Source organism: Jiangella rhizosphaerae (genome assembly GCF_003579925.1).
Classification (GTDB): domain Bacteria; phylum Actinomycetota; class Actinomycetes; order Jiangellales; family Jiangellaceae; genus Jiangella; species Jiangella rhizosphaerae.
This window is the reverse complement of record NZ_QUAL01000035.1, coordinates 14,979-32,483: the sequence shown is the minus strand read 5'-3', so window position 1 is coordinate 32,483 and position 17,505 is coordinate 14,979. Positions and strand designations below refer to the sequence as shown.

Here is a 17,505-nt window from a genome sequence, read left to right as displayed (position 1 = left end):
AGCACTCGCTGTGGAGCACGCCGTGGAAGGAGGCTCCGGAGCACCTCGTCCGGGACATGAAGCGCGACGTCGTCGTCGACCTCGCCTGGGGCCGGCTGGTGTTCGCGCAGACCTTCGAGGACCCGCGCCACGTCATCGACCTGCTCCGGGCCGAGGAGGAGGGCCGTCGCGACATCGCCATGTACGTCGCCGACCCGCACGTGCTGGTGTCGCACGCCCCCGGCGAGCTGTTCATCGACCCGTCGCTGACCTACCGGCTGGAGCTGCACCGCTACCGGCCGCGACGCAACCCCGTCGCCGGCGTGTTCGTCCGCAAGATGAGCGAGTTGGCCGACGCCGAGGAGATCAACCGGCTGTACGCGGCGCGCGGCATGGTCACCGGCGACACCGAGCTGATGTGGGCCAACCAGCGCACGCCGACGTTCACCTACCTGGTCGCGCAGGACGAGCGCACCGGCACGATCGTCGGCACCGTCACCGGCGTCGACCACGTCCGCGCGTTCGACGACCCCGACAACGGCGCCAGCCTGTGGAGCCTCGCCGTCGACCCGCAGTGCACGATCCCCGGCGTCGGCGAGGCGCTGGTGCGGGTGCTGGCCGAGCGGTACATCGGCCGCGGCCGCGACCACCTCGACCTGTCCGTCCTGCACGACAACGACCCGGCGATCCGGCTGTACACCAAGCTCGGGTTCCAGCGGGTGCCGGTGTTCGCGGTCAAGCGGAAGAACCCGATCAACGAGCCGCTGTACGTCGCCGGGCCGGTGGAGTCCACCGAGCTGAACCCCTACGCGAGGATCATCGCCGACGAGGCGCGGCGGCGCGGCATCCTCGTCGAGATCACCGACGCCGAGAGCGGCGAGCTGCGCCTGTCGCACGGCGGGCGGCGCATCGTCACGCGCGAGTCGCTGTCCGAGCTGACGACGGCGGTGGCGATGAGCCGCTGCGACGACAAGCAGCACACCCGGCGGATCTTCCAGCGGGCCGGGCTGTCGGTGCCGCGCGGCGTGGCGGCGTCGACGCCGGAGGCCGACGCGGCATTCCTGGCCGAGGTCGGCACGGCGGTGGTCAAGCCGGTCCGCGGCGAGCAGGGCCGCGGCATCACCGTGGGGGTGACGACGCCCGAGGCGCTGGCCGACGCCGTCGCGCTGGCCCGCACGTACTGCCCCGACGTCCTCATCGAGGAGTGCGTCGAGGGCGAGGACCTGCGCATCGTCGTCATCGGGCACGAGGTCGTCGCCGCCGCCGTCCGCCGTCCGGCCACCGTCTACGGCAACGGCCGGCACACCGTCGCCGAGCTGATCGACGCGCACAGCCGCCGCCGCGCCGCCGCGACCGGCGGCGAGTCACGGGTCCCGATGGACGACACCACGGTGGAGACCGTGCGGGCCGCCGGCTACGACCTGGGCGACGTCCTTCCCGACGGCGCGGAGCTGCGGGTGCGGCGCACCGCCAACCTGCACACCGGCGGGACGATCCACGACGTGACGGCGTCGCTGCACCCGGCGCTCGCGGCGGCCGCGGTGGCCGCCAGCAAGGCGATCGACATCCCGGTGACCGGGCTGGACCTCATCGTCGCGAGCCCGGCCGAGGAGCAGTACGTGCTCATCGAGGCGAACGAGCGGCCCGGCCTGGCCAACCACGAGCCCCAGCCCACCGCCGCCCGCTTCGTCGACCTGCTCTTCCCGGCGACCCGCACCACGCCACGCGCCTGGGAACCGCCCTCCGCGCCGCAGTGAGTCGGGTTGGGAGCCTTGGCCGTCCCCTGCTGCCCATTCTCTTGCCGCGGACGGGCAAGAACGGGCAGCTATCAGGGGGACGGGGCAGAGCGGGCACGCCTCACGCTTTGGCGTGCCCGTTTCGCCCCGTTTGTCGGACTGTGGACAGCGATGATCATCGACGATCGCCTACATCACGAGGATTGCGTGAGCTTCACCATGGCTGTAGGGGTGTTGACGCTGGGGCAATCCTCGTGATGGCCCCCGAATCACGGCGAAATCTCACCACGTGGACGCCGAACGACACCAACGCCACACCGTAACGGGGGCCGACGCCCGAGGCGACCGTCGCCGCTCTTCCCCCGTCCCACTGATAGCTGCCCGTTCTTAGCCGCGTGCGCGCGGGTCAAGCGGTCCGCATCGGCGCGAAGCGCCTCCTCGGTCCGCTTGAGGCGCGCGCCCGCGGCCAAGACAATCGGGCAGCAGGGGGACGGCCCCAACGCAGCAGGGGGACGGCCCCAACGAAGCAGGGGGACGGGGCCAACGCCGCCGACGGATCAGGCGTCGGTGAGCAGCGTCCGCAGCGGGCCGAGGCCGACCGGCCCGAGGCGCAGGGCGTCGGCGTGGAAGCGGCGCAGGTCGAACGCCGCGCCAGCCCGTGCCGACGCCGCCGCGCGGGCCTCGCGCCACAGCCGCGCACCCACGCGGAACGCCAGCGCCTGGCCGGGCCAGCCGAGATAGCGGTCGACCTCGAACGCGGCCGTCTGCGGGTCGACGCGCGCGACGTCGGTCAGCAGCCGGGCGCCCAGCTCCGGCGTCCACCGCTCGGCGTCGACCAGACCGTTGCCGCGCGGGATGGGCAGGTCCAGGTGCAGCCCGAGGTCGACGACGACGCGGACCGCCCGCCAGAGCTGCGCGAAGATCATCCCGAGCCGCTCCCCGGGCGTCCGGATCAGCCCGAGCTCGTCGGCCAGTTCCTCGGCGTAGTGCGCCCAGCCCTCGGCGTATCCGTGCACGTGGCACAGCGACCGCTGCCACGGGTGCAGGTCGCCGAGCCCCAGCGTGACGGCGTACTGCAGGTGGTGGCCGGGCACGCCCTCATGGTGCAGCGTCGACACCTCGCGCCAGACGTGCGCGCGGGTGACGCCGCCGGGCAGCGTCCACCAGACCCGCCCCGGCCGGGTCAGGCCCGGGTCGGCCGGGACGTAGTACATGACGCCCGACGCGGACGGCGTCACGCGGCACTCCACGCGGCGGGTGCGGCCGGGGACGTCGAAGTGGGTGCCGGCGACGGCGTCCATCGTCTCGTCGACGCGCCGCTGCAGCCACGCCTCCAGCGCCGGGACGCTGTCGATCGTGCCGGCGGGGTCGGCGTCGAGCGCCCGCACCGCGTCGTCGACGTCGCCGGACCGGACGACCTCGCCGGCGACGGCCCGCGCCCGCGCCGTCAGGGCGGCCAGCTCGTCCCAGCCCCAGGCGTAGGTCTCCTCGGCGTCGATGGGCGCGCCGAGGAACGCCGCCGACGTCACCTCGTACAGCTCGCGGCCGACGCCGTCGCGCGATCCGGCGCGCGGCAGCAGCTCCGAGCGCAGGAACGTCGCGAACGCCGCGGTGGCCTCCGCCGCCGCGTCGGCCAGCCGGGCCAGCGACGACGACCCGGCGGGTTCGACCAGCGCGGGGTAGAACCGGTCCGCCACCCAGCCGTCGCACTGCGCGGCGACGGCGAGGACCTGCCGCCGGGCCACCACGTGTCCGCGGTCCGCCGACGCCGTCAGGGTCGCCGTGTACTCCCGCAGCGCCAGCGGCACCCGCGCCAGCTCGCGGCCGATGACCGCCCAGTCGTCGGCCGTCGCCGCCGGCAGGTCGTCGAACGTGCGCCGGACCTGATGCACCGGTGTGGCCAGCGGCGCCAGCAGCGCCGTGGTGAAGCCGGCCTCGTACAGCGCGACGTCGCTGGCCAGCCGCTCGGACAGCGCCGCATGCAGCACCCGTTCCCGGAACCCGCCCGGCGACACCGCGGCCAGCCGGGCCGACGCGCGCGCCGTCACCTCGTGCCGCCGCGCGAACGCGTCCGGCGACAGGTCCGGGATCAGCGGCGACGGCGTCCGGCCCAGCGTCTGCGCGGCGTCGGGGTCGAGGTCCGCGAGGTCGCGGAGGTAGTCGTCGGCCACCTGGGTCACGTCGATCGCGGGCACCCCGGCAGCGTACCGGTGCGGCATGTCAGGGTAGAGGCATGAAGAGCCTGCCGATCCACGAGGAGTACCTGCGCGACGTCCTCCTCGAGCTGCTGCGCACGCCGAGCCCGTCCGGCCGCACCGACGCCGTCATGCAGATCGTCGGCGACCGCCTGACGGAGCTGGGCGTGCGGATCCGGCTGACCCGGCGCGGCGTCCTGCGCGCGACGCTCCCCGGCGAGGGCGGGCCCGGCGGGGCGAGCCGGGCGGTCGTCGTGCACGCCGACACCATCGGCTGCATGGTGAAGCGGCTCAAGGAGAACGGCCGGCTCGAGGTGGTCCCGGTGGGCACGCACAGCGCGCGGTTCGCCGAGGGCGCGCACGTCACCGTCTTCACCGACGACCTCAGCCGCATCCACACCGGCACCGTGCTGCCGCTGATGTCCAGCGGCCACAACTTCGGCGACGCCGTCGACACCCAGGGCGTCGGCTGGCACCAGGTCGAGGTGCGGCTGGACGAGCCGGTCGAGAGCCGGCAGGACCTCCTCGACCTCGGCGTCTCGGTCGGCGACTTCGTGGCGCTCGACGCCGCGCCGCAGATCACCCCGAACGGCTACGTGAAGGCCCGGCACCTCGACGACAAGGCCGGCGTCGCGGCCTGCCTGGCCGCCGTCAAGGCCCTGGTCGACGACGGCCGCAGCCGTCCGGTCACCGCGCACCTGCTGGTGACCATCGGCGAGGAGGTCGGCATGGGCGCCACCCACGGCCTCGACGAGTACGTGGCCGAGCTGGTCGCCGTCGACAACGCCGTGGTCAGCGAGGGGCAGGAGTCGCGCGAGGACACCGTCAACATCGGCATGCTCGACTCCACCGGCCCGTTCGACTACCACCTGACCCGGCGGCTCATCGGGCTGTGCGAGAGCAACGAGCTGCCGTTCCGCCGCGACGTCTACCGCTTCTACCGCTCCGACGCCGCGCCGGCCGTCGAGTCCGGGCTGGAGTGCCGCACCGCCCTGATCGGCTTCGGCGTCGACTCCAGCCACGGGCACGAGCGGACCCACCTCGACAGCATCCGGCGGACGGCGGAGCTGCTGACGGCGTACCTGTCCAGTCCGCTCACGTTCAGCGAGTGGGACGACCGCCCCACCGGCGCGCTGGCCGACTTCCCCAGCCACAGCGTCCAGCCGGCCGAGCCCGAGCCCGACCACTACCCCGGCCGGCACTGACCCAAGGCCGACGGGCGAGGGCCCAGGCGGTGGAGGTTCGCCGGTGTGGCGTTCGCCAGGGTCGGCTCCCCGTCCCCCTGCTGCCCCATTCTCTTGCCGCGAACGGGCGCGTCAAGCGGACTATTGGCGCTTCGCGCGACGATGACCGCTTGACCCGCACGCCCGCGGCAAAGAACGGGCAGCTATCAGGGGGACGGGGAGGATCTGGGCACGCCTCACCCTTCTCGTGCCCGTTTCGCCCCGTTTGTCGGGCTGTGGACAGCGATGATCATCGACGATCGCCTACATCACGAGGATTCCGCGAGCTTCAACATGACTGTAAGGGTGTTGACGCTGGGGTAATCCTCGTGATGCCCCCCGGATCACGGCGACATCTCACCACGTGGACGCTCAACAACACCAACGCCACACAGAAGCCGGCCAGACGCCCCGGCAGCCGTCGCCACACTCCCCCCGTCCCCCTGATAGCTGCCCATTCTTTGCCGCGGACGCGCGGGTCAAGTCCAAGCGCCCCAATCACAGCGAAGGCCAACAACAACGCGCGCGGACTTGAGGCGCGCGTCCGCGGCCAAGACAATCGGGCAGCAGGGGGACGGCCCAACGCAGCAAACGCCGGCCAACCCAACGCGGACCGATCAGCCGTCCTTGGGCTCGGCGGCCTTGGCCTTCACCGACGCCGCGTAGACGTCGACGTACTCCTGGCCGGACAGCTCCATGAGCGCGTACATGATCTCGTCGGTGACCGACCGCAGGACGTGGCGGTCGGTCTCCATGCCGTAGTAGCGGCTGAAGTCCAGCGGCGCACCGAACCGGATGCCCGGCCGCATCAGCTTGGGGATGATCCGCCCGGCCGGCTGCATCTCCGCGGTCCCGATCATCGCGACCGGGACGACGGGGACCCGGGCCTCCAGGGCCATGCGGGCGACGCCGGTCTTGCCGCGGTAGAGCCGGCCGTCGGGCGACCGGGTGCCCTCGGGGTAGATGCCGAGCAGCTCGCCGCTCTCGAGGATCTGCACGGCCGTGCGCAGCGCCGCCTCGCTGGCCCGGCCGCCGGAGCGGTCGACCGGGACGTTGCCCGTCCCGCCGAAGAAGACGCGCTTCAACCACCCTTTGACACCGCGTTGGGTGAAATAGTCGCTCTTGGCGAGGAAACTGACCTTACGGTCGAGAACGAGCGGCATGAAGAAGGAGTCGACGACGGTGAGGTGGTTGCCCGCGAGGATCGCGCCGCCCTTGGCGGGGACGTGCTCCACACCCTCGGCCCAGGGCCGATAGATCAACCGCAGGATCGGCCCGAGGAAGACGCTCTTCATCAGCCAATAGAACACGTCGGAACACTACCGCCAAAGAGCCCGGCCGACGACGGGCCTCGCCCGCGCGGACGGATCGGGCGCATGCGACCATGCTGGTGCGAGTGCCGGCGCGGAACGGGAGGGGACGCGATGCTCTCTGAGGGCGAGGCGGTCGGCTCGATCGAGCCGTACCGGCGCGACGGCGGCCCCGTCGGCGTGCTGCTCTGCCACGGCTTCACCGGCTCGCCGGCCTCTCTGCGTCCGTGGGCCGAGCACCTGGCCGGCCAGGGGTACAGCGTCGAGCTGCCGCGGCTGCCCGGTCACGGCACCACCTGGCAGGACCTCAACGTCACCGCCTGGCCCGACTGGTACCGCCGGGTCGAGCGGTCGCTGCTCGACCTCGCCGAACGGTGCGAGCAGGTCGTCGTCGCCGGCCTGTCGATGGGTGGCTGCCTGGCGCTGCGACTGGCCCAGGAGCACGGGGCGCTGGTGCAGGGTCTGGTGCTGGTCAACCCGGTCGTCACCAGCGCCGACAAGCGGCTTCTGGCGTTGCCCGTGCTGCGGTTGCTGCGTCGGTCGGCGGCCGGGCTGTCCGGCGACATCGCGATGCCCGGCCAGGACGAGCGCGCCTACGACCGCACCCCGCTGCGGGCGCTGTGGTCGCAGACCAAGCTGTGGCAGCTGGTCCGCCGCGACCTCGCCATGATCACCCAGCCGCTGCTGCTCTACCGCAGCGCGAACGACCACGTCGTCGACGCGACCAGCGCACCGGTCATCCTCTCCGGCGTCTCCTCCACCGACGTCGCCGAGGTCGTCCTGCGGCGCAGCTACCACGTCGCCACCCTCGACTACGACGCCCCGGAAATCTTCTCGGGCTCCACGGCGTTCGTCGAACGAGTCACCACGAAGAGGAACCGGGGCCTGCCGCGATGAGCCGAGACGACGACCAGACCTGGGCCGAGCTGATCGACTCGTTCCACGCCTCCCCCGCCGGCGACGGCGACCAGCCCTGGCCGGCCGCGGAGGAGCTCGGCCCCGACGAGCGCCTCGAGGAGGGCGTCCGCCCCGACGACTTCCGCGACGCCTCGGTGACGCTGGGATCGGTGACGGGGCGCGGCGCGGGCTCCGACGCGGCCGCTGAGGGCAGCGTCGGCGCGGGCATCGACGACGACGCCGCCGAGGAGGCGGCCAACCACTTCGTCCCGCCGGTCCCCGCCCCCATCCCCCGCGGCGACCGCATCCAGCGGCTGGCCTGGGCCGCCGTCATCGCCCCTCCGATCGCGCTGATCATCGTCGCGATCATGTCCTGGCGCCCGTCCGACGAGATCGTCTTCTTCGCCGTGGTCGCCTTCATCGCCGGCTTCGTCACGCTGATCGCCCGCATGCGCGGCCACCACCCCAACGACCCCGACGACGGCGCCGTCATCTAGCGACCGCCCTACCGCGGGAGGGTGAGCTCCGCCACGACCGGGAAGTGGTCGCTGCCCACGCGGACGTCCGGCGTGTCGACGACGCGGTAGGACGTCACTTCCGCGCCCCTCACGAAGATGCCGTCGCTGCGCTGCCGCGGGTGGGCGACCGAGAACGTCGGTGTCGGGTCGGCGGCGCCGGCGTCGGTGTACTGCGAGGCCAGCCGGGTCCACGTCGGCGCGGACGGCGGCTCGTTGAGGTCGCCGCCGAGCACCGTCGTCGCCGCGCCGAGCCGGTTGACCAGGCCGGTGAGGTCCGTCAGGTGCCGGGCCCGCTCGCCGGCGTCCAGACCCAGGTGCAGCGACCCGGCCGCGAACGCGACGCCGTCCTTCTCCAGCCGGGCCAGCACGAGGCCGCGCCGGGTCAGCCCGGGCGTGCGCCGCAGCCGGTGCTCCTGCACCTCGCGCAGGTCGACCCGCACGGCCGTGAACAGCGCCGTCCCGCCGGTCGTGCCGCCGCCGGCCGCGTACAGCAGGTCGGCGCGGCGGGCGAACGAGGCGGCTCGGCCGCGCCACAGCAGGACCTTCGGCAGCTCTTGGACGAACACGACGTCCGGGTCGAGCTCGCGCAGCACCCGGGCGACGGCGGCACCGTCGCCGCGCAGACCGCGGACGTTGTAGCTGACGACCCGGAGCGTGACGGCCGGTTGCGAGGCCGTCACACCCGGGCGAGGTCGGCCGCGCCGATGACGCCGGCGTCGTTGCCGAGCGTCGCCACCCGCACCTCGGGCTCCGGCCGGTGGCCGGCGCCGGTGGTGTGCTTGCGCAACGCTTCCTCGGCCGGACGCAGCAGCAGGTCGCCGGCCGCGGAGACGCCGCCGCCGATGACGAACGCGGCGGGGTCGAACACCGCCGTGAACGAGCCCATCGCCTCGCCGAGCCAGCGCCCGACCTCGGCGATGAGCACGATGGCCAGCTCGTCGCCGGCGTTGGCCAGCTCGGTGACCATGGGGCCGGTGATGCGCTGCGCGTCGCCGCCGGCCAGTTCGAGCAGCCGTTCGGCCGACGGGAGGCTGGCCGCCTCGCGCGCCTCGCGCACGAGAGCGGTGCCGCTGGCGTAGGCCTCGAGGCAGCCGCGCAGCCCGCAGCCGCACAGGTGACCGTCGGGGACCACGCGCATGTGGCCGAGCTCGGCCGCCACGCCGTGCGCGCCGCGGTAGATCTGGCCGTCGAGCACCACGCCGCCGCCGACGCCGGTGCCGATGGTCAGCAGGATCATGTCGTCGACGTCCTCGGCGGCGCCGAACCGGAACTCGCCCCAGGCGGCGGCGTTGGCGTCGTTCTCGACGACGGTGGGCAGGCCGGTGGCCTCGGCGACCTGGTCGCGGACCGGGACGTCGCGCCAGGCGAGGTTCGGCGCGAACAGGACCCGCGAGCGGGCGGAGTCGATGAACCCGGCCGAGCCGACGCCCACGGCCTCGACGTCGTGCTGGTCGGCCAGCTCCTTGGTGACCTCGATGATCGTCTCGACGATCGCCGCGGGGTCGTGCGACGGCGTCTCGCGCCGCGCCCGCGCCCCGATGACGCCTTTCTCGTCCACGACGCCGGCCGCGATCTTGGTGCCGCCGACGTCGACCCCGATGGTGAGGCTCACTCGTCCACTCCGTCCTCGACGCGTTTCTTCAGCTCTTTCAGAGCCGTGTCGATGATGACCTTCTCCGCCTTGCGCTTCATCAGCCCGAGCATCGGGATCGCGACGTCGACCGTCAGCTGGTACGTCACCTCGGTGCTCGAGTCGTCGACGGGGGCCAGCGTGTAGGAGCCGTCCAGCTCCTTGATCAGCCCGCCCTCGACCAGGCTCCACCGGACCTCGTCGTCGCCGTCCCACTCGTAGGAGAGCGTGTAGCGGTCCTTGATGGGCCCGGCGTCGAGCACGAACTTCGCCTCGCCCGGCCGCCCGCTGTCCTCGTAGACCGTCAGCACCTCGACCTCGCGGACCGAGGCCGTCCACTCGGGGTACGCCTCGAGATCGGCGATCACGGCCATGATGCGGTCAGGCGTCGCCGCGACGACGATGCTCGACGTGGTCTGCGAAGCCATGAATGAAGTGTCCCATCGGCCGGACGGCGGAAACCGCAGACTATCGAGCCGGCGGCAGCCGCGGCACGCCGGCCGGTCGTCCGTGCTCGAGGCGGTCCTTCAGCTCGTGGATGCGCGCCTTGAACGCGACGGTGTACCGGCGGGCCAGCCGGTCGGGACGCGCCCGCGGCGACGCCGGGTCGGCACGCAGGAACCAGTGGACGAGGACGCCGTCGCCCCACCGCTCCAGCCACAACTCCGTGCTGCCGGTCAGCTCGCCGGTGACGGTCCAGCGCACGCCCTCGAGGCCGCGGTCCTGGTGGACGGCGAGCGTCAGGCGCGGCCACCACGCGCGCCACACCGCGGGGTCGCGGACGTACGCCGCCAGCTCGGCCCGCTCGGCCACCACGAACGTGTCGTCCATGAGATCGATCGCCGGCGCCATTGCCGCAGCCTACGGACGTGATCGACGTCATGTCACAATCCCGGCCCGGCATCGGTCCTAGGTACAGGAGCGATCGCAAGGAGTACGGCATGTCCGACCTGACGAAACACCCTCTCGTCGCCGGTGTGGTGGGGCTGGCCGACCGGCACGGGCCGATGACCCGGCGCCGGCTGCCGGTGCCGCGGCGGTGGACGGACCTGTTCGCGCCGCTGGCCGTCGTGAGCTTCCTGCTGGTGCTCGTGTCCGGCGTGGTGCTGGCGTTCTGGTTCGAGCCGTCGATGCGGCAGGTCGTCTACACCGGCGACTACGGCCCGTTGCGCGGCGTCACGATGTCCGAGGCCTACGCGTCGACGGTGCGCATCTCGATGGAGGTGCCGGGCGGGCTGCTGGTGCGCCAGGTGCACCACTGGGCGTCGCTGGTGTTCATCGCGGCGCTGTCCGCGCACCTGCTGCGGGTGTTCCTCGCCGGCGCGTTCCGCGGGCACCGGCGGGTCGGCTGGCTGCTCCTGCTGGGGCTGCTGGTCCTGGGCATCGTCGAGGCGTACCTCGGCCACTCGCTCCCCGACGACATGCAGTCCGGGACCGGCCTGCGGGTCACGGAGGGCTACCTGCTGGCCGCGCCGGTCGTCGGGACGTGGCTGTCGTGGCTGGTGTTCGGCGACGAGTTCCCGGGCGACCAGATCATCAGCCGCCTGAACGCGGTGCACGTGTGGGTGCTGCCGGCGCTGATCGTGGGGCTGGCCGCCGTCTGGCTGCTGCTCGCGTACCGGCGGTGGCGTGCGGCGGACGCGGCGGACGCGGCGGACGACCCGGCCGGCGACCCGCTGCCCCGGTGGGCCGCCCGGATGGGCGGCCTGGGCCTGCTGATCGCGGGCGGGATCGTGGCGATGGCGGCGGCCGTCCAGGTGAACCCCGTCTGGCTGTGGGGACCGTTCGACGCGTCGCAGGCGCCGGCGGGCAGCCGGCCGCCGTGGTACCTCGGGTTCCTCGACGGCGCGGTGCGGCTGATGCCGCCATGGGAGGTCGACGTGTTCGGCTACACGCTGACGCTGAGCGTCGTCGTCCCCGTCATGGTGCTGCCCGGCGTCGTGCTGGCCACGCTGGCGCTGTACCCCTGGTTCGAGCAGTGGGCCACCGGCGACCGCCGCGACCCCGACGTCCTCGACCGGCCCCGCGACATGCCGGTGCGCACCGCACTGGTGGCCGCGTTCGTCGCGTTCTACCTGGTGCTGTGGATCGCCGGCGCCAGCGACGTCGTCGCCACGCTGCTGCACGTCCCGCTCGAGCCGCTGGTCCGGTTCCTGCAGGCCGCCGTCGTCGTCGCGCCGCCGCTGGCATTCTGGGCGACGAAGCGGATCCTCCTCGGCCTGCGGCTGCGCGACCTGGAGGAACTGCGCCACGGACACGCGACCGGCATCGTCGTCGTCAGTCCCGAGGGCGGGTTCAGCGAACTGCACCGGCCGCTCACGCCCCGCGAGGCCGAGCGGCGGGTGCCGCACGGCGCGGCGCTGGTGCCCGCCGGTGCCGGCGCGCCGGCCGACGAGCACGGCGTCGCGAACCCGCACTACCGCGCCGATCGGCGCCGCGCCCTGGCGTCGCGCTTCTACTTCGCCGATCTCCCCGGCAACCGACCCGTCTCCGGCGACGTCCAAGTGAAGGAGCATGCTTGATACTCGTCGTCCGGAGGTGCGCTCATGTCCCTGCCCCGCGCGGTCACCGCGGTGCTCGCCGGTGCCCTGCTGGTCGCGGGCTGCGGGTCCGGCCCGGCGGGTGACGACGGCAGCGGCGGCTCGGCGTCCGGCGATTCCGGCGCGGCCGAGTCCGCCGCGTCGCCGACCACCGACCCGGGACCGGCGCCGCGCATCGACGTCGTCGCCGACCTCGCGCCGGCCGACGCCGGCGCCGTCGGCGCGTCGGTCAACCAGTTCGGTTTCGACCTTCTCGGGCAGCTGACCGACGGCAGGGCGAACACCGTCACCTCCCCCGTCTCCGTCGCGTCGATGCTGGCCATGGTGCTGGCCGGGGCCGGCGGCGACACCGCCGACGCGATGGCGGGCGCGCTGCACCTGCAAGATCCGCGCGACGTGCGGGTGGGCGCGCTGCTGCGGCAGCTGGCCGACACCTCCGACGTCACGCTGGCGCCGGCCAACGCGCTGTGGGCGCAGGAGGGGGTGCCGTTCGAGGAGGACTACCTGTCGTTCGTGCGCGACTCCTTCGGGGCGACGGTCGACGAGGCCGACCTCGGTGCGCAGGAGACCGCCGACGAGATCGACGCCTGGGTGCGCGAGCACACCGAGGATCGCATCGACGGCATCGCCGGCGACCTCGGGCTGCCCGACCCGCAGGCCGCGCTGGTGCTGCTCAACGCGGTCTACTTCCTCGGCACGTGGACCACGCAGTTCGACCCCGACGACACCCAGACGCAGCCGTTCGCGCTGGCCGGCGGCGGCAGCGCGGACGTCCCGCTGATGATGCTGCGCGGGCAGACGCTCCCGTTCGTCCAGCGCGACGGCTACTCCATGCTGCGGCTGCCCTACGGCACCGAGGGCCGGTACGGCATGGAGATCCTGCTCCCCGACGACGCGGCCGGGCTGCCGGGCCTGCTGTCGTCGCTGGACGCCGCCGAGTGGGCCGCCGCCGTCGCCGCGCTGACGCCGCAGGAACTGCAGACCGTCGCCGTGCCGAAGTTCGAGCTGGAGTGGGACGCCGACCTCGGCGACGCGCTGACAGCGCTCGGCATGGGGCCGGCCTTCCAAAACGCCGACTTCCGCCCGATGTCGCCGCAGCCGCAGGCCCTCGACACCGTCGTCCACAAGACCTACATCCGGGTCGACGAGGCCGGCACCGAGGCCGCGGCCGTCACCGGCGGGCTCACCCGCACCTCCGCCGGCCAGAGCTTCCGGGTCGACCGCCCGTTCGCGTTCACCATCTCCGACAGCCAGACGGGCACCATCGTCTTCCTCGGGGCGGTGACCGACCCGCGCGGCTGACGCACCGCCCTCGGGGCCGGCATGCCGTACCGGCGACCGGTCTCCGCCGCACTGACGGGCGGCCTGCCGGTCGCGGCCCGCGGAACGGCGGAGTCGCCTGCCCCGGACTCGACCGGGACGATCCTCTTCCTCGGCACCGTCGCCGATCCCCGGGCCTGAGCCGATCGAGCCCGCGATGTCCGTTTCGCCGGCGCAATGGCACCGGCCGAATCGGGCCTATAACGTACTTCCGGCGAACGCGCGACTCGAAGCTGAGACGGTGTCACAGCGTCACAGTCAGTTTCGAAGCCGTCACTGCCAGTAACGGACGGTTCTGTGGCTCAGATCACGTTTTCTTGATCGAATTCATGTCTCGAAGTACGGGCACATGCCGCGATTCGGAACTCGCGGATCGCGGTTTTACGGCAAACTGCCGCCTGTGAGTGTGTGGGCCCCCGATTCCGTCCAGCGTCATTGGCATGGCGTCGCCGTCGCGCGGCCCGGCATGCTCGCACTCGTCATCGCCCTGACAGGGTCGGCCCGCAGCGTCGTCACCGACTGGTGGTGGCTCGGCGCACTGGCCCTCGTCGCGCTGGCGGCCGCCATCTCCGAACGGATCCTGCCGCGTACCCGCGTTCAGGTGACCGCCGAGATGGCGCTGGCGTCGATCATCGTCGGGCTCGGACTGCCCGAGGCCTACCTCGCGCTCCCCTACCTGCTGGTCCCCGCGTTCGCCGCCGGTCTCGCCGGCAGCATCATGGGCACCGCCGTCACCACGCTCGTCGGTGCGATCGGCCTGGCCATCGGCAACATCCTCGCCGGCGGGAACCTGATCGAGCTGCCGACGTTCGGCAGCGTGTCCGTCTGGATCGTCATCATCTTCGCCACCGGCGCCATCGGGGCGTGGGTGCTGCGTCTGGACAGCATCCAGATCGCCGACGGCGGGCGCTACGCCGCTGCCTACCGGCTGCTGTCGGAGCTGCGGGTGGTGTCGCGCCGGCTCTCGGTCGGCCTCGACCCCGGCACACTCGCCGAGGGCCTGCTCGACCACGTGGCCGGGCCGCTCGCCGTCCGCCGGGCCGCGCTGCTGGTGCGGCGCGAGGGCGGCAACCTGTTCCCGCTCGCCCACCGCGGCGAGGACGACGGCTGGCTGCTCGGCGCCGAGCGCGACCCCGTCGTTCTCGAGGCGTGGAGCAGCGAGACACCGGCCTGGACGCCGAACGGGCGGCGGGGCTACCGCGTCGTGCTGCCGCTGCGGGTCGGGTCGCGCACCATGGGCGTCATCGTCGCCGACGTGCCCGACCAGGTGTCCTCGGAGGAGCTGCAGCTGCTCGTCGGCTCGACCGACGAGGGCGCGCTGCGGCTGGAGACCGCGCTGCTCTTCGACGAGGTTCGCGAGCTGGCCACCCGCGAGGAGCGGCGCCGGCTGGCCCGCGAGATCCACGACGGCATCGCCCAGGAACTGACCTCGCTGGGCTACCTCGTGGACGACCTCATCGCCCGCACCACCGACGCCGACGCCAAGTCGCTGTCGACCACACTGCGGCAGGAGCTCACCCGCATCCTGTCGAACCTGCGGCACTCGATCTTCGACCTGCGCAGCGACCTCGACCACGACGGCGGCCTCGGCACCTCCCTGTCGGCCTACGCCCGTCAGGTGGGCGCGCAGGCCGGGCTCAAGGTCCACCTCGTGCACCAGGAGGAGCACGACCGCCTCCGTCCGGAGGTCGAGGCCGAACTGCTGCGCATCGGCCAGGAGGCCATCACCAACGTGCGCAAGCACGCGAAGGCGAAGAACCTGTGGGTCACCGTGTCCGTCAGCCCGCCCAACGCGCAGATCCGCGTGGTCGATGACGGCATGGGCATGCGGGAGCAGCCACGCGGCCGCTACGGTCTGGAGATCATGGCCGAGCGTGCCCGGCGAGTGGGCGCCACACTCGTCATCGAAGACAGGCCCGAGAGCGGTACGGTCGTCGACGTATCCCTCGGCAACGTTCATGGAGAGGGGTAACACCGTGCCCATGTCGGTCATGCTCGTGGACGACCACGAGCTCATCCGCCAAGGTCTGCGTCGCGCCTTCGAACGCGACGCCGGATTCACCGTGGTCGGCGAAGCCGCCACCGTCGCCGAGGCACAGAAACTGGCCGAGGCGACGCAGCCCACGGTGGCGGTCATCGACATCCGGCTTCCCGACGGCAGCGGCCTCGAGCTGGCGCAGCGGCTCCGGCAGAACCGCGGCGACATCGGCCTGGTCATTCTCACCATGTACGCCGGCGACGACCACCTGTTCGGCGCGCTCGACGCCGGCGCGTCGGCGTTCGTGCCGAAGAGCTCCCCCAGCGACGACGTCGTCGCCGCCGCCCGGCACGCCGCCGCCACCCCGTCCGCGTTCGTCGCCGACGGCCTGGCGGAGGCCATGCAGCGGCGCCTGCACCCCACCGGGCCGCAGCTCACCCGGCGTGAGCGCGAGGTGCTCGACCTCCTGGCCGACGGCCTCGGCGTGTCGAGCATCGCCCGCAAGCTGTACATCAGCGAGTCGACCACGAAGACCCACGTCTCGAAGCTCTACGACAAGCTCAACGCCTCGAACCGGGCCCAGGCGATCATGGCCGCGGTACGAGCTGGACTGTTGAGCCATGGTGAAGAGGCGCAACCGGGGTAATGTGACACCAGGACGTACTCCTGTGACATCGGCACCGTTCCCGTGACACTGCGTGACGTGCCGTCACCGACTGTGACGGATCTCCCCCGTTCGGTCGATACGTAAGTAGACGCTCGCTCCATCGACCCCCAACTCATCTGACCTCATCCTTGATGTAGGCAGGCGTTGGCCTGCCGGTACGAGGTTGAGAAGTCCGGGGGTGATCGACCATGCGTGACGTACTACGGCAGCGGAGTTCCGTGCGCATCGAGAGCGCTCTGATGCGGCTGGCCGTGTTCGCAGTGATCCTGGCCGGCACGTGGTTCATCAGCTGGCAGCTGGCGCACGCCATCAGCGTCGGCTGACGTCGCACCGATCAGCGGTTGCACCGCGAGAGCAACCGGTGGAGCGAGCGCCCGTGACAACGGGGTCACGGGTGGCTCGTCCGGTCGCGTCACCTCGAACGAGAAGAGCCGGACGCCCGCGGGGCGCCCGGCTCTCGGGTGTTCGGGGAAGGGTCAGCCCGGCCGGGTGGCGCCCGCGAACGGCATGAGGTCGACGTCGTCGACGCTCACGACGTCACCCGGGTGGGTGGCGTGCACGATCTGGCCGTCGCCGATGTAGATGCCGACGTGGCTGATGGGGCTGTAATAGAACACCAGGTCACCGGGCTCGAGCTGGCTCTTGGAGACGCGGGTGCCGACGCCGATCTGCGAGCCGGACGAGCGCGGCAGGCTCACGCCGGCCTCGGCCCAGGCGGCGGAGGTGAGACCCGAGCAGTCCCAGCTGTCGGGCCCGTCGCCGCCCCAGGCGTAAGGCTCGCCGAGCTGCGCCAACGCGAACTCGACCACGACGCCCGCACGGCCGGAGACCGGCGGCGGGTCGGTCGGGGTGTCCTCGTCCTCGTCGGCCTCGTCGTCCTCGCCGCGGTCGGGCACCTCGGCGTTCTCCTCGCGGTCCTCCTCCAGCTGCGCCAGCTCTTCGGCCTCCAGCTGGTCGAGGATCTCCTGCGCTTCGGCCAGTAGCTGCTCGACGGTCGCCTTCTCGGTCTCGAGCGTGGCCTCGACGGCCTGCTGGCGCGTCAACTCCTCGTCGGCCATGAGGCGCGCGGCCTCGTAGCTGCGGCTGACGTCGGCGGCGCTGGCCAGGCTCTCGGCCTGCTGCCCGGCGAACGCGTTCATGACCGACGCCTGCGCGAGGAAGTCCTCGGGGCTCTCGGCCAGCAGCGTCTGCAGCGTGGGGTCGACGATGCCGCCGGACCGGTAGCTGGCCGAGGCGTACGCGCCGATCTGCGCCCTGACGGCGTCGACGGCCTGCTGCTGCCGCTCGAGCGACGCCTGCGCGCGCTCGATGCGGCGCTGCACCTCGGCGAGCTCGTCGGTGGCGGCGTTGTACCGCTCCGTCGCCTGCTCAGCCTGGTGGTAGAGGGCGTCGACCTGCTCCCTGACCTCGGAGATCGTCGGCTTCGGGTCGGCGTTGCTCTGCGTGATGAGGGTCATTCCCCCGGTGACGCTGACAGCTGCGGTGCACAACGCGACAAGCGCGCGGCGCGGA

Annotated in this window: 16 protein-coding genes; 9 read left to right on the top strand and 7 right to left on the bottom strand. The window is 72.5% G+C overall.

Annotation, left to right across the window (positions count from 1 at the left end; genetic code table 11):
• Nucleotides 1-8: 8 nt before the first annotated feature.
• Nucleotides 9-1,736 carry an N-acetylglutaminylglutamine synthetase gene (gene ngg / locus DY240_RS03890; protein WP_407659273.1) on the top strand — a complete coding sequence of 576 codons (1,728 nt, stop codon included), beginning with the start codon at nucleotides 9-11 and terminating at the stop codon, nucleotides 1,734-1,736.
• Nucleotides 1,737-2,272: 536 nt separating this feature from the next.
• On the opposite strand, the gene DY240_RS03885 is transcribed toward ngg, so the two are convergent.
• Nucleotides 2,273-3,910 carry a DUF885 domain-containing protein gene (locus tag DY240_RS03885; RefSeq protein WP_199700776.1) on the bottom strand — a complete coding sequence of 546 codons (1,638 nt, stop codon included), beginning with the start codon at nucleotides 3,908-3,910 and terminating at the stop codon, nucleotides 2,273-2,275.
• Between the two features lie 38 nt (nucleotides 3,911-3,948).
• Here DY240_RS03885 and DY240_RS03880 point away from each other — a divergent pair, with 38 nt between their 5' ends.
• On the top strand, nucleotides 3,949-5,115 hold the full coding sequence (locus tag DY240_RS03880) for an osmoprotectant NAGGN system M42 family peptidase (protein ID WP_119658649.1): 1,167 nt from the start codon (nucleotides 3,949-3,951) through the stop codon (nucleotides 5,113-5,115).
• Nucleotides 5,116-5,750: 635 nt separating this feature from the next.
• Here the strand turns inward: DY240_RS03880 and DY240_RS03875 are convergent.
• On the bottom strand, nucleotides 5,751-6,443 hold the full coding sequence (locus DY240_RS03875; RefSeq protein ID WP_119658648.1) for a lysophospholipid acyltransferase family protein: 693 nt from the start codon (nucleotides 6,441-6,443) through the stop codon (nucleotides 5,751-5,753).
• A 114-nt stretch (nucleotides 6,444-6,557) separates the two neighbouring features.
• On the opposite strand from DY240_RS03875, the gene DY240_RS03870 reads away from it, so the two are divergent.
• Nucleotides 6,558-7,340 (top strand): alpha/beta hydrolase, encoded by a 783-nt coding sequence (locus DY240_RS03870; protein WP_119658647.1) that lies wholly within the window; start codon nucleotides 6,558-6,560, stop codon nucleotides 7,338-7,340.
• On the top strand, nucleotides 7,337-7,837 hold the full coding sequence (locus DY240_RS03865; RefSeq protein ID WP_119658646.1) for a hypothetical protein: 501 nt from the start codon (nucleotides 7,337-7,339) through the stop codon (nucleotides 7,835-7,837). Before DY240_RS03870 ends, DY240_RS03865 begins: the two co-directional genes overlap by 4 nt.
• Nucleotides 7,838-7,845: 8 nt before the next feature.
• Here the strand turns inward: DY240_RS03865 and DY240_RS03860 are convergent, their stop codons facing one another.
• From DY240_RS03860 to DY240_RS03845, 4 genes are read right to left on the bottom strand one after another with little or no spacing between them, the layout of a single operon-like run.
• On the bottom strand, nucleotides 7,846-8,538 hold the full coding sequence (locus DY240_RS03860) for an endonuclease/exonuclease/phosphatase family protein (RefSeq protein WP_119658645.1): 693 nt from the start codon (nucleotides 8,536-8,538) through the stop codon (nucleotides 7,846-7,848).
• Nucleotides 8,535-9,470, bottom strand: a complete 936-nt coding sequence (locus DY240_RS03855) for an ROK family glucokinase (protein ID WP_119658644.1) — start codon at nucleotides 9,468-9,470, stop codon at nucleotides 8,535-8,537. The genes DY240_RS03860 and DY240_RS03855 overlap by 4 nt, the downstream gene beginning before the upstream one ends.
• Nucleotides 9,467-9,916, bottom strand: coding sequence for an SRPBCC family protein (locus DY240_RS03850; protein WP_119658643.1), 450 nt, complete (start codon nucleotides 9,914-9,916; stop codon nucleotides 9,467-9,469). The genes DY240_RS03855 and DY240_RS03850 overlap by 4 nt, the downstream gene beginning before the upstream one ends.
• 40 nt (nucleotides 9,917-9,956) lie before the next feature.
• Entirely contained in the window at nucleotides 9,957-10,340 is a 384-nt protein-coding gene (locus DY240_RS03845) for a polyketide cyclase / dehydrase and lipid transport (protein ID WP_119658642.1), read from the bottom strand.
• A gap of 89 nt (nucleotides 10,341-10,429) precedes the next feature.
• Here DY240_RS03845 and qcrB point away from each other — a divergent pair, with 89 nt between their 5' ends.
• From qcrB to DY240_RS03825, 5 genes are all read left to right on the top strand, one after another.
• Nucleotides 10,430-12,010, top strand: coding sequence for a cytochrome bc1 complex cytochrome b subunit (qcrB, locus tag DY240_RS03840; RefSeq protein WP_158602724.1), 1,581 nt, complete (start codon nucleotides 10,430-10,432; stop codon nucleotides 12,008-12,010).
• A gap of 24 nt (nucleotides 12,011-12,034) precedes the next feature.
• Nucleotides 12,035-13,330 carry a serpin family protein gene (locus DY240_RS03835; protein ID WP_119658640.1) on the top strand — a complete coding sequence of 432 codons (1,296 nt, stop codon included), beginning with the start codon at nucleotides 12,035-12,037 and terminating at the stop codon, nucleotides 13,328-13,330.
• Between the two features lie 21 nt (nucleotides 13,331-13,351).
• On the top strand, nucleotides 13,352-13,489 hold the full coding sequence (locus tag DY240_RS31625) for a hypothetical protein (RefSeq protein WP_158602723.1): 138 nt from the start codon (nucleotides 13,352-13,354) through the stop codon (nucleotides 13,487-13,489).
• Nucleotides 13,490-13,748: 259 nt separating this feature from the next.
• Nucleotides 13,749-15,320 carry a GAF domain-containing sensor histidine kinase gene (locus tag DY240_RS03830; RefSeq protein ID WP_158602722.1) on the top strand — a complete coding sequence of 524 codons (1,572 nt, stop codon included), beginning with the start codon at nucleotides 13,749-13,751 and terminating at the stop codon, nucleotides 15,318-15,320.
• A 10-nt stretch (nucleotides 15,321-15,330) separates the two neighbouring features.
• Nucleotides 15,331-15,972, top strand: coding sequence for a response regulator transcription factor (locus DY240_RS03825; protein WP_199700774.1), 642 nt, complete (start codon nucleotides 15,331-15,333; stop codon nucleotides 15,970-15,972).
• 497 nt (nucleotides 15,973-16,469) lie between these two features.
• Here the strand turns inward: DY240_RS03825 and DY240_RS03820 are convergent, their stop codons facing one another.
• Nucleotides 16,470-17,450: a C40 family peptidase gene (locus DY240_RS03820; RefSeq protein ID WP_119658637.1), complete on the bottom strand. Its 981-nt coding sequence runs from the start codon at nucleotides 17,448-17,450 to the stop codon at nucleotides 16,470-16,472.
• Nucleotides 17,451-17,505: the final 55 nt, after the last annotated feature.

Coding starts and splice junctions, on each gene's coding strand:
- DY240_RS03880 (WP_119658649.1), top strand. CDS start 3,949: ATGAAGAGCCTGCCGATCCACGAGGAGTACCTGCGCGACGTCCTCCTC.
- DY240_RS03870 (WP_119658647.1), top strand. CDS start 6,558: ATGCTCTCTGAGGGCGAGGCGGTCGGCTCGATCGAGCCGTACCGGCGC.
- DY240_RS03865 (WP_119658646.1), top strand. CDS start 7,337: ATGAGCCGAGACGACGACCAGACCTGGGCCGAGCTGATCGACTCGTTC.
- DY240_RS03850 (WP_119658643.1), bottom strand. CDS start 9,916: ATGGCTTCGCAGACCACGTCGAGCATCGTCGTCGCGGCGACGCCTGAC.
- DY240_RS03845 (WP_119658642.1), bottom strand. CDS start 10,340: ATGGCGCCGGCGATCGATCTCATGGACGACACGTTCGTGGTGGCCGAG.
- qcrB (WP_158602724.1), top strand. CDS start 10,430: ATGTCCGACCTGACGAAACACCCTCTCGTCGCCGGTGTGGTGGGGCTG.
- DY240_RS03835 (WP_119658640.1), top strand. CDS start 12,035: ATGTCCCTGCCCCGCGCGGTCACCGCGGTGCTCGCCGGTGCCCTGCTG.
- DY240_RS31625 (WP_158602723.1), top strand. CDS start 13,352: ATGCCGTACCGGCGACCGGTCTCCGCCGCACTGACGGGCGGCCTGCCG.
- DY240_RS03825 (WP_199700774.1), top strand. CDS start 15,331: ATGTCGGTCATGCTCGTGGACGACCACGAGCTCATCCGCCAAGGTCTG.
- DY240_RS03820 (WP_119658637.1), bottom strand. CDS start 17,450: ATGACCCTCATCACGCAGAGCAACGCCGACCCGAAGCCGACGATCTCC.